Annotated in this window: 8 protein-coding genes; 5 read left to right on the top strand and 3 right to left on the bottom strand. The window is 69.9% G+C overall.

Features of this window, described 5'->3' with window-relative positions:
- The 5 genes from AB0B89_RS30720 to ettA all read left to right on the top strand — a co-directional run.
- Positions 1-2,190: GTPase (locus AB0B89_RS30720; protein WP_358559782.1), on the top strand; the 2,190-nt coding region annotated here is incomplete at its 5' end.
- The gene (locus AB0B89_RS30715; protein ID WP_358559780.1) at positions 2,187-3,836 is read left to right on the top strand and encodes a GTPase; all 1,650 of its coding nucleotides are present in this window, start codon (positions 2,187-2,189) and stop codon (positions 3,834-3,836) included. The genes AB0B89_RS30720 and AB0B89_RS30715, both read left to right, overlap by 4 nt.
- A 35-nt stretch (positions 3,837-3,871) precedes the next feature.
- The gene (ssb, locus tag AB0B89_RS30710) at positions 3,872-4,675 is read left to right on the top strand and encodes a single-stranded DNA-binding protein (protein ID WP_358559778.1); all 804 of its coding nucleotides are present in this window, start codon (positions 3,872-3,874) and stop codon (positions 4,673-4,675) included.
- A gap of 881 nt (positions 4,676-5,556) precedes the next feature.
- A complete protein-coding gene (locus tag AB0B89_RS30705) occupies positions 5,557-6,861 on the top strand; it encodes a GGDEF domain-containing protein (protein WP_358559776.1) in 1,305 nt (434 codons plus the stop codon).
- A 10-nt stretch (positions 6,862-6,871) separates the two neighbouring features.
- The gene (ettA, locus tag AB0B89_RS30700; RefSeq protein ID WP_358559774.1) at positions 6,872-8,536 is read left to right on the top strand and encodes an energy-dependent translational throttle protein EttA; all 1,665 of its coding nucleotides are present in this window, start codon (positions 6,872-6,874) and stop codon (positions 8,534-8,536) included.
- A 64-nt stretch (positions 8,537-8,600) separates the two neighbouring features.
- On the opposite strand, the gene AB0B89_RS30695 is transcribed toward ettA, so the two are convergent.
- The 3 genes from AB0B89_RS30695 to AB0B89_RS30685 are packed head-to-tail and all read right to left on the bottom strand — an operon-like array spanning position 8,601 to position 11,580.
- Complete coding sequence (locus AB0B89_RS30695; protein WP_358559772.1) at positions 8,601-10,142, bottom strand: glycoside hydrolase family 13 protein; 1,542 nt, start codon at positions 10,140-10,142, stop codon at positions 8,601-8,603.
- Between the two features lie 30 nt (positions 10,143-10,172).
- A complete protein-coding gene (locus tag AB0B89_RS30690) occupies positions 10,173-10,562 on the bottom strand; it encodes a globin (RefSeq protein ID WP_358559770.1) in 390 nt (129 codons plus the stop codon).
- A gap of 13 nt (positions 10,563-10,575) precedes the next feature.
- A complete protein-coding gene (locus tag AB0B89_RS30685) occupies positions 10,576-11,580 on the bottom strand; it encodes a mechanosensitive ion channel family protein (RefSeq protein ID WP_358559768.1) in 1,005 nt (334 codons plus the stop codon).
- Between the last annotated feature and the right edge of the window lie 232 nt (positions 11,581-11,812).

Here is an 11,812-nt window from a genome sequence, read left to right as displayed (position 1 = left end):
CCAATCGCTGGACCTCGCGGCCCGTGCCCGTCCGTCCCGGAGGGCCTTTCCGCTGGTCCCGAGGACGTCTCAGCCGTACAGCGGGACGTCTCAGCCGATACTGAAGACGTCTCACCCGGTCAGGAGGACGTCTCCGCCGACCTTGAGGACGTCTCGGCCGACGCCGAGGACGTCCTGCCCGTCCCAGAAGACGTCCCCTTCGACCCGTTCAGGGAGACACGGCCGCAGAGCGCCCACACTGAGGCGCGAGCGAGCCACGGCGACACCGGGACCGGGTCGCGCGGTGTGTGGGAGCCTGCCGGGTCCGTCCAGGCGGCCGACGCAGACGGCTCCGATGAGGGCAACGACGGGGACGAGCTCCATGACGGCGACGGCGCTGACGGCAGTGAGCGCCATGACAGCAGTAACAGCAGTGACACCGCTAACGGCAACGAAGGCGGCGAAGACGGCGAAGACGACGAAGACGACGACGGCTTCCAGGTGTCGGAGCGCGTGCGGGAGGTGCCGCTGCCCAAGCCCGTCTCGCGAGCTCTGACGTCCGCGCTCTCCGGCCTGAGGGACAGCGTCACCGGGCTGCGGCTCGGCCTCGACGTGCCCGGGGTCGAGGAGGCGCGCAAGGCCCAGGTCGAGATCCTCGCGCAGATCGAGGACTACGTGATCCCGCGCGTGCACATGAGCACCGCGCCCGCTCTGATCGCCGTCGTCGGCTCCACGGGGGCGGGCAAGTCGACCCTGGTCAACACCCTCGCCGCCGCGAAGGTCAGCTCCACGGGAGTGCGCCGTCCCACCACAGGCACGCCCGTACTGGCCTGCCACCCCGACGACCGCGAGTGGTTCGCCAAGGGCGACGTGCTCGGCGGCATGATCCGCGTCGACAGGCCGGCCACCGACGGGTCTCTCGACACGCTCGTGCTCGCCTCGACCGAGCGGCTTCCCCAGGGTGTGGCCCTGCTCGACACCCCGGACATCGACTCGGTGGTGGAGACCCACCACGAGGTCGCCCACCGCATGCTCGACGCCGCCGACCTGTGGGTGTTCGTCACCACCGCGACCCGCTACGCCGACGCTCCCGCGTGGAGCCTGCTGCGCCTCGCCAAGGAACGCGGCGCCCGCCTGGCCATCGTGCTCTCGCGCGTGCCGGTGAGATCCCGAGAAGTGATCGACAAGCACTTCTCCCGGATGCTCCAGGAGTACGGTCTCGGCGACGTCGAGCGGTTCGTCATCAACGAGGCGACGGTGACCGCGGGGCGCCTTCCCGAGGAGGAGGTCGCCGACCTGCGCATGTGGCTGACCGAGTTTTCGGTCGACGACCAGCGGCGCTCGCAGGCCATCCAGGCGACCCTCGACGGCGTCCTGAACAGCTTCCGCGGCCGCGTCCCCGCTCTGGCACGGCACCTGGAGGCCCAGGTCGCCTTCCGGGCGGAACTCCGGACCGACGTGGACGCCGCTTACATGGGCGCGCTGGCGGAGATCGACGAGGCCACGACCGACGGATCGCTGCTGCGCGGTGAGGTTCTCGCCCGCTGGCAGGACTTCGCGGGCTCCGGCGACCTGATGAAGACCCTGCACCTGCGCCGCCCCGGCCGCATGGCCACCAAGACGAGCCAGCAGGCTCCGGCGCGGCTGCGCGCCTTCAAGTCGGCGCTCCGCTCCGGGCTCGAATCCGTGATCGTCTCCGCGGGGCAGCGGGCCGCCGAGGAGGTCGTCGTCAGGTGGCGCCAGCGCGACGGCGTCGGCGACCGCCTCGCCGCCGCTCCCGGCCTCGGGCGCCCATCGGACGAGTTCGTGCGCCGGGTCGGCCGTACGATCGGAGCCTGGCAGGAACACGTCGTGGCGCTGATCCATTCGGGCGGCGTCACCAAGCGGTCGGTGGCCAAGCTGGTCGCCTTCGACGAGGAGTCGCTCTCGCTGGTCTTCATGATCGGGCTGCTCGGCTACGGAAGCTCTGACGTCGCGACCTCCTCCGGCACGGGCACCCTTCCCGAGCGCCTGCTGCGAGGGGTTCTCGGCGCCGAGTCGCTGCGCGGCATCGGCACCAGGGCGCGCAGCGACCTGCGAGCCCGCATCAGCGTGCTCTTCGACGAGGAGACGCTGCGATACGTCCAGGTGCTCGACGAGGCGGGGATCCCCGACGAGGCCGCCGCCAAGCGGCTCTACCAGGCAACGTACAACCTTGAGGTCGCCCGATGAGTGTCAGCGCCGTGCGTGCCGGGACGACGGACACGCGGAACGAGTTGGGCCACCGGCTCTCGGCACTCGCGAGGCTCGTGGAGCTCGGCCCCGGAAGGGTCGACCCCGCGTTGATCGCCGAGGCCGGGCAGCTGCTGCTCCGCGCGGGCGACCGTCTCAAGCTCTCCGGCGACCACACCGTGGTCGCCCTCGCCGGCGGCACGGGGAGCGGCAAGTCCTCCCTGTTCAACCGCATCTCCGGGCTTGAGCTGTCTCCTACGGGCGTACGCCGGCCGACGACCGCGCGCACCCACGCGTGCGTCTGGGGGCTGGACGGCGCCGGGCCGCTCCTCGACTGGCTCCAGATCCAGTGGCGGCACCGCTTCGCCCGTGCCAGCGCCCTGGATAGGGGAGAGAGCCAGCTCCACGGCCTGATCCTGCTCGACCTGCCCGACCACGACTCGATCAGGGCCATCACCGACCACGAGGCCGACCGGCTGATCCAGGTGGCCGACCTGATCGTGTGGGTGCTCGACCCCCAGAAGTACGCCGACGCGGCCACGCACAACAAGTATGTCGCGGAACTGGCCGGGCACGAGGCGATCACCGTGTTCGCGCTCAACCAGGCCGACCGGCTCGCCCCCGAGGAGCTGGCCGAGTGCGTCGTCGACCTGTCCGACCTGCTGAAGCGGGAGGGCGTCCAGCACCCGCGCATCGTCCCAACCTCGGCGACCACGGGCAGGGGCGTGAACAGCCTCAAGAGCGTGCTGGCCGAGTCCGTCTCCAACCGGCGGGCCGCCGTGCGGCGTCTGGAGGCCGATCTCGACCGCATCATGGTCAAGCTGACCAAGGTGATGCCCGCGCCCGAGGCCATGGCGGTGCAGCCCACCGTCGACCTCGCCAGGCAGGAAGGGCTCACCGACTCCCTGTGCGACGCGGTCGGCGTACCGGCCGTGGGGGAGGCGATGGAGAACGTCTACGGTGTGCGCTCCGTCGACTGGGTGGGCTGGCCGTACGCCCGATGGGCCTCACGGCTGCGGCCCGACCCCATGAACAGCCTTCGCCTCGGCAACGTGCGTGACGAGATCAAGGCCGTGACCGCGGCATCGGTCAGCGCCCAGCCCGCCGAGGTGGAGAACGCCGTTCAGACGCTGGCCGACGGGCTGAGCTCCGGGATGCCGGAGGCCTGGCGGAACGGCGTCCGCGACGCCGCGCGTTCCCAGCTGAACAAGCTGCCCCAGGTCATTTCTGGAGAGCTGAGCGAGATCGCCCCGCGCCTCGACCGGGTGCCCGGATGGTGGTGGCTGCTGAAGATCTGGCAGTACCTCCTGGTCGTGCTGTTCGCCGCAGGAGTCGGCTGGGCGGGGGCGATCCTGCTGTACGGGGTCTTCAAGGTCGGCCGCGAGCCTTCCGACCTGCTGGGTGACGTCTCGGCCCTGCCGTGGCTGGGGTTGATGATGGTCAGCGTGCTCGGGCTGGGCCTGCTTTCTGCCATCTCCAGTCGCAACTTCGTGGTGCTGGGCGCCGGCAAGGAACGCGACCATCTCGAACGGGAGATGCGCCGGCGGATCTCCGCGGTGTCCAAGGACATGGTCATCAAGCCGGTGGAGCAGGAGCTCAGGCGCTACAACGACTTCTTCGCCGCCCTCACCGCCGGCCGCCGCTAACCCACGCCCCTGACCTCAACCGGTACGACCCATCGGTGCCAGGACCACGACAGCGGGGCACCGGCCGCAGCCGGGTTTTCCACAGGGCGGCCGTGCGGCGGGGCGGGAAGTCCACAGAACGCCGCTCGGCGGTCATGGCGGGGCACTGGACCGACAAGCTGACTTCCATGTCGGCGGAGACCGTCCGCCGGCCCGCCATGGGAGGCACGATGAACGACATCTACATCACGCTGAACGGCAACGTCGCCGCCGACCCCCGGCAGTACCACTTCGATGACGGCACCCGTGTCACATCGCTGCGGCTCGCCTCGACGCGACGCGTGTTCGACAAGGCGTCCCAGTCATGGCACGACGGCGAGACCACCTTCTACGCCGTCCGGTGCTATCGGGTCCTGGCCGAAAACGTCGCCCAGTCGATCAAGATCGGGCAGCCGATCGTCGTCCACGGCAAGCTGCGCATCCGGTCGTACGAGCGTGACGGCGAGCGCCGGTTCCTCGCCGAGGTCGAGGCCACATCGGTCGGGCACGACCTGAGGCGTGGCGTCAGCCGCTTCGAGAAGGCCCAGCGCGGACCCTCGACACCCGCTTTCGACAACGTCGCGCGAGAGCGACTCGCCTCCAGCACCCGAGATTGGGAGCTCGTCGGCCCGATCAGCGAGGCCGACGGCTCGGGGTCGGCCCTCACGGGGGCAGACGAAGTCGATCTCTCGCTCAGCGGATCAGCTGAGGGCGGTGATTCCCCGCTCACCCGCGGGGAGAGCGGGGGCGACGTGGCGGAAGATCCGGCCGACACGGAGCCGTGGGCCGATGGCGAGGCCGTCGGACGTCTCGCCGCCTGAGCTCCCATGCCACGAGACGCGTCGGCTGCGCCCTCCACGCACAGCGCGGCCGACGCACCCACCACCTACCCGGCAGCCGGAGGCCTTGATCCATTGAGGCACTGGTTCGAGGCGCGGTGATCCAGCACGTCGGCTTACGCGTCTTTGGCCCGCGTTCGACGGTTGGACGCGTGAGCCTATGAAGCCTGGTCTGCGTCGGGTGGTCGCGCAATCGGGTCCGACCCCCGAGCCGGGCGGGGCGGGTGGCGCCTTGGGCCGGGCGGCGTGGGTTGCACCGCGTTGGGCCAGGTGGGCGGTGGCGCGTGGGCCGGGTCGTCAAGTGGGATGGCGGCGCGTGGGGCCGGGTAGGGCGGCGGCGTGGGGCGGAGTGGGCCTGGTGGGATGGCGCCCCGTTGGTCGGGTGGGGTGGCGGGAGGCGGCGCGTGGGGCCGGGTGGGGGGTGGGGCGGGGGGCCGGGTGGGGTGGGGCGGGTGGTTGTGATGCGCGTCGGGTGGGCCAAGGCTCGTGCCGGAGAGGTCGACCTGCGGTGTCTGAGGTGGGTCGAGCTAGCACGCGGACGCCTTGGAAGGCGGACGCTTGAACAAGGACGCCTTGGAATGCGGACGCTTATAAGGACCCCTTGAATGCGGACGCCTTGAATTAGGTGTCCGTGCGTCCGAATCAGGTCCAGATGATGCCTCGCACCATGGCTGCTCCTTTCCGCAGGGGGCCGCTCAACAGGGAGCGGTCACGTCATGGCCAACGGACGGAGATGGCCGCAGAGCACAACGTAGCGGTTCCCATCGCGAGCCGCACACTCCGCGACTATTGTGTTACACATCGTGAGACGTAGAGTCGAGACAGCGAACCCGTCCCGATGGAAGCGTGCGTTGGGGGATGTGATGACAGCGTCCGGTGAAATCTCGGTCGAGCCACGCGGCGGCATGCTCTCACTAGCCGACCGCTGGCCGTTGCTGGCACAGCCCGCCGTCCTGGTCGTCTATCTGTGCGCCACCGTGGGGCTCGCCCTCTCCGCGGCGGGCTTCCTCGCCACGCAGACCGAGTTCCGCTGGTCGGAGCTCCTGACGTTCGTGGCGCTGATGGCATGTGGAGCGGTCTGCATCGAGGCGACCCGTCGTCTCGGCATGCCGGCCGGTGTGTCCCGCGACCTGCTCTCCGCGTGGTGGCTCCCGGTCGCCTTACTGCTTCCGCCGGTCTACGCCCTGCTGGCACCCCTGCCCCTGCAGTTCCTGCTGCAGATCCGGGTCAGGGCGACGGTGGTCTACAGGCGCGTGTTCAGCGCGGCGGCGATCGGTCTCGCGGCCGGCGCCGCCTCCGTGATCTTCCACTCGCTCGTGCGAGATCCGACGGGCCGGTCGTTCGGGTCGGGCGGACCGATGGCGCTCGCCGTGGGGTGCGCGGTGCTGTTCACCGTGCTCAACACCGCCTTGATCGCCGTCGCGCTCCACATGGCCGACCCCGACACCCGCTGGCGCGACGTCCTGTGGGACCGAGAGAGGGTCCTCCTCGACGTCGTCGAGCTGTGCCTCGGTGTGCTGGTCGCCATCGCGTGCGGGCTCAGCCCCGTACTGCTGGTGCTGACGCTCCCGCCGGTGGTGCTCCTTCAGCGCAGTCTGCTCCACGCCCAGCTCAAGGCCGCCGCCCGCACCGACGCCAAGACCGGGTTGCTCAACGCCACGGCATGGCAGCGGGAGGCCGACACCGAGATCGTCCGGGCTCGTCGCACGGGGGAGACCCTGGCCCTCCTGATCGTCGACATCGACCACTTCAAGCGGGTCAACGACACCTACGGCCACCTGGTCGGCGACCAGGTCCTGGCGGGTGTCGCCACCGCCCTCCGCAGCCAGCTCCGTGACTACGACGTCGTCGGCAGGTTCGGGGGCGAGGAGTTCGTGGTGCTGCTGCCGCGCGCCGACGTCACCGAGGCTCGCCGGGTCGCCGAGCGCCTGCGCTCCCGCGTCGGCCGCATGGCCATCCCCGTGGACGAGGCGATGATCACGGTGACGATCTCCGCCGGAGTCGCGATCATGAGCGTTCACGGTGACGACCTGATCGAGTTGCTCGCCGCGGCCGACCTGGCTCTCTACCGTGCCAAGGAGCTCGGCCGCGACCGCATCTGCCTCCCGGTCGCTCCGGTGCCCGGCCCTCGTGCGCGAGCGGACAACTCCGACGGCGCTATCCCCTAGTCTTAGGAGCATGCCCGAGTACATCTATACGATGCAGCGCGTGCGCAAGGCGCATGGCGACAAGGTCGTCCTCGACGACGTCACGCTGCATTTCCTGCCCGGAGCCAAGATTGGTGTGCTGGGCCCCAATGGCACTGGTAAGTCAACGCTTCTCAAGATGATGGCCGGCCTGGAGCAGCCGTCCAACGGTGACGCCCGGCTCATGCCCGGCTTCACGGTCGGCATGCTGCAGCAGGAGCCCCCGCTCAACGAGTCCAAGACCGTGCTCGGCAACGTCCAGGAGGGGGTCGCCGAGACCCTCGCCATGCGCGCCCGCTTCGAAGAGATCGCCGAGCTGATGGCGACCGACTACAGCGACGAGCTGCTCGCCGAGATGGGCAAGCTGCAGGACGCGCTCGACCACCGCAACGGGTGGGATGTCGACAGCCAGCTCGAACAGGCGATGGACGCCCTCCGCTGCCCGCCGCCGGACGCCGACGTGACCAAGCTGTCGGGTGGTGAGCGCCGCCGGGTGGCGCTCTGCAAGCTGCTGCTGGAGCAGCCCGACCTCCTGCTGCTCGACGAGCCCACCAACCACCTCGACGCCGAGAGCGTCCAGTGGCTGGAGCAGCACCTGGAGAAGTACCCCGGCACCGTCCTCGCCGTCACCCACGACCGCTACTTCCTCGACAGGGTGGCGACGTGGATCCTGGAGCTCGACCGGGGCCGCTGCTACCCCTACGAGGGCAACTACTCCACCTACCTGGAGCAGAAGGCGGCCCGTCTCAAGGTCGAGGGCCAGAAGGACGCCAAGCGCAAGAAGCGCCTGGAGGAGGAGCTCGAGTGGGTGCGCTCCAACGCGCGGGCCCGCCAGACCAAGAGCCGGGCGCGTCTGCAGCGCTACGAGGAGATGGCCGCCGAGGCCGACAAGTTCCGCAAGCTCGACTTCGAAGAGATCCAGATCCCGCCGGGGCCCCGTCTCGGCACCACGGTCATCCGGTCCACCGGCCTCACCAAGGGGTTCGGCGACCGGCTGCTCATGGAGGACCTCTCCTTCGACCTGCCCCGCAACGGCATCGTCGGCATCATCGGTCCCAACGGCGTGGGCAAGACCACCCTGTTCCGTATGATCATGAGCGCCGAGACGCCCGACACCGGTGACATCACGATCGGCGAGACCGTCAAGATCTCGTACGTCGACCAGGGCCGGGGCAACATCGATCCGGCGAAGAACGTCTGGCAGGTCGTCTCCGACGGGCTCGACCACATCAAGGTCGGTCACGTCGAGATGCCCTCCCGGGCCTATATCGCGGCGTTCGGCTTCAAGGGTCCCGACCAGCAGAAGCCCGCGGGCGTCCTGTCCGGTGGAGAGCGCAACCGGCTCAACCTCGCTCTCACGCTCAAGCAGGGCGGCAACGTCCTCCTGCTCGACGAGCCGACCAACGACCTCGACACCGAGACGCTGTCCAGTCTTGAGAACGCCCTGCTGGAGTTCCCGGGTTGTGCGGTGATCACCTCGCACGACCGGTGGTTCCTCGACCGCATCGCCACTCACATCCTCGCGTGGGAGGGCGGCTCGAACTGGTTCTGGTTCGAGGGCAACTTCGCCGACTACGAGAAGAACAAGATCGATCGGCTCGGGGCCGACGCGGCACGTCCGCACCGCGTGACCTACCGCAAGCTCACGCGCGACTGATCGGGAACCTCGATGGGGCGGGCACGCCGACCTGCCCGCCCCATTCGCCCGTCCCCGGCAGTGGCTAGCCGGCCCGCAGCCAGACGGCCGTGTCCGGAGCCAGGGACACCTCGTCCGGCTCCCCGCTGGAGATCAGGATCCCGCCGTGGGGCGGCAGCGGTACGGGCTGCCCGCCGCAGTTGATCACGCAGACCAGCTCGCCGCGTGAGAAGGCGAGCGCGTCGCCGGAGGCGTCGAGCCAGGTGACGGAGCCGGGCAGTGACCCCCGCAGCGACCGGCGCAGCGCCAGCGCCCGGCGGTAGAACGACAGCGTGGAGCCGGGGTCGCCGGCCTGGTGCTCGGCGGTCAGCGGCGCCCACGCCGCGGGCTGGGGAAGCCAGGGTCGTGTGCCCTCCGGGGAGAACCCGAACGGCTCGGCGGCGCCGGACCACGGGATCGGCACGCGGCACCCGTCACGCCCCCGGAGCTCGCCCTTGGAGCGCTTGAAGATCGGGTCCTGCCGCGCCTCCGGGGGAAGATCCTTCACCTCCGGAAGGCCCAGTTCCTCTCCCTGGTACAGATAGGCCGATCCGGGCAGCGCGAGCATCGTCAGCAGGGCGGCGCGAGCGCGCGCGAGCCCGGCGTCCGGATCCAGGGAGCCCTCGCCGTAGCGGGTGACGTGGCGGACGACGTCATGGTTGGAGAGCACCCACGTGGGCGCCGTGACGGCGGCCAGCGTGTCATCGATGATCTTGCGGAACGCCGTCGCGGACCACGGGGCCTCCAGCCAGGCGAAGTTGAAGCTCTGGTGCAGCTCGTCGGGCCGGACGTACAGGGCGAGGTCCTCGGGGGTGTCGGTCCACACCTCTCCCACGGCGGCGCGGTCCCCGGGGTAGGAGTCGAGGACCTTCCGCCACTCGCGGTAGACCTCGTGGACCTCCGGCTGGCTCCAGATGGGCGACCGGGACATGAACCCCTCACCCGAGGGCGGAACGTCGGCGAGATCGGCATCCTTGTAGAGGCCCATCGCGACGTCGATGCGGAACCCGTCGACGCCCCGGTCGAGCCAGAACCGCAGGACGTCCAGGAATTCCTCGTGGACCTCCGGGTTGCGCCAGTTGAAGTCCGGCTGCTCGGGCGCGAACAGGTGGAGGTACCACTGACCGTCGGGCAGGCGGTTCCAGGCGGGCCCGCTGAACACCGAGGTCCAGTTGTTGGGCGGCGCCTCGCCGTCCCGGAAGATGTAACGGTCGCGCTCGGGGCTGCCCGGCGGAGAGGCCAGGGCCGCCTGGAACCACGGATGGGCCGACGAGCTGTGGTTGGGAACGATGTCGACGATCAGCCGAAGGCCGTGGGAGTCGGCGTCGGCGACCAAAGCGTCGAAGTCGGCGAGCGTGCCGAAGAGCGGCTCGACGCCACGGTAGTCGGCGACGTCGTACCCGCCGTCGGCCATGGGGGAGGGTTGGAAGGGGGTCAGCCAGACCGCGTCCACGCCCAGCTCCGCTAGGTAGGGCAGGCGGGAACGGATCCCCTGGAGGTCGCCGACGCCGTCTCCCGAGGCGTCGGCGAAGCTGCGAACGTAGATCTCGTAAACGACGGCATCACGCCACCAAGGGGAGCTATTCACATTTCCTTGGCTGCCCCCTGATCCGGGGACTTATGCGTTCACGAGGCTCTGGGCCGCGTACTGCAGGTAGGTCCAGAGCTTGGTCTCCAGCTCCTCGGGCAACTCCAGCGACTCGACGGCGTCACGCATGTGCTTCAGCCACGCGTCGCGCTCGGCCTCGCCGATGACGAACGGCGCGTGCCGCATGCGCAGCCGGGGGTGGCCACGCCGCAGGCCGTAGGTGTTCGGGCCACCCCAGTACTGGATGAGGAACATGCGCAGCCGTTCCTCGGCCCCGTGAAGATCCTCCTCGGGGTAGAGCGGGCGCAGCAGGGGATCCTCCGCCACGCCCTGGTAGAAGCGGTGTACGAGGCGCTCGAAGGCCTCGGAGCCGCCCACGGCGTCGTAGAGGGACAGGGATTCCGGAGGAGTAGCGGACACGTTCCCAGCCTACTCAGACCCCGGCGAGGGCGACGCCCGCCCGGTCGAGCGCCGACTTGACCCGCAGGCGCAGTTCCCTGGCCACCTCGGCCTGGTGCGCGGGGACCGTCTTCACGGTGATCCTGAAGATCATCGCCTTGTCGGAGATCTGCTCCAGGCCGTACACCTCGGGCTCCTCGACCATCGCGACGTCCCGGAATTCTGGGTCCTCCCAGATGTCCTCCGCGACCTTCTTGAGCAGGTCGCGGATGCCCGAGATGTCGGCGTCGTATGCCACGGGGACGTCCACCAGAGCCCGGGACCAGCCCTGCGACTCGTTGCCGATGCGGGTGATGGTGCCGTTGCGGACGTACCAGACCCGGCCGTCGGCGTCCCGCAGGCGGGTGATGCGCAGGGTGACGGCCTCGACGGTGCCGACGGCCGCTCCGGTGTCGATCAGGTCGCCCACGCCGTACTGGTCCTCCATCAGCATGAACATGCCGGCGATGAAGTCCTTGACGAGCTCCTGGGCGCCGAAGCCCACGGCCACGCCGAGGATGCCGACGCTGGTCAGGACGGGGGTGAGGTCCATGCCGAAGCGCCCGAGGATCATCAGCACGGCCGTACCGAAGATGATCACGGAGATGAGGCTGCTGAGCACGGAGCCAAGGGTCTCGGCCCGCTGGCGGCGGCGCTCGCTGAGCACGGCCGAGGTGCCGTCGAAGATCGTGACGGTCCTGACGCGGAGACGCTCGGGCATCACCCCGTCGGCGGCCCTCCGGATCACCCGGCCGATCAGCCGGTGCAGGATCGCGCGCACGATGAGGGCGGCCACCACGATGAGGACCAGGCTGATCACCCAGGCCACCGGTGACGCCCAGCCCGCGGGGAGCACGTTGGACAGCGTCACGCACAGCACGTCGTCTCTGCCGCCGGTGCCGCCGCACGTCGCCATCACGGCGTTGGCGGCCTGGTCGGCGAGATCGGCCAGGCCGGTGGGGGTCGGCGAGGGCGAGGGATCTAGGACGGACAGGAACACTCGGTGATCCCCTTCGGATCGGGTCGGCCGGCGGAATCAATTATCGGTACTTGACCTAGACGGAACGGTACTTGACCAAACTGAGTTCGCCGACCGACCCGGCCGCCGTCACGTTACGCCGGGGAAGACGGGAGTGCCCGGGCCCGGGGCCGCGGAGGGCGGGCCCGGACACCCCGGGTGGGACGCGCCCAGCGGCGTCGTGCGGTGGATGACCGCCTTCGACACCTCCCCC

It is taken from the genome of Sphaerisporangium sp. NPDC049002 (genome assembly GCF_040649355.1).
In the GTDB taxonomy this organism is placed as follows: domain Bacteria; phylum Actinomycetota; class Actinomycetes; order Streptosporangiales; family Streptosporangiaceae; genus Sphaerisporangium.
Note: the sequence above shows the minus strand (reverse complement) of the source record. Positions and strands in the feature narration are given on the sequence as shown.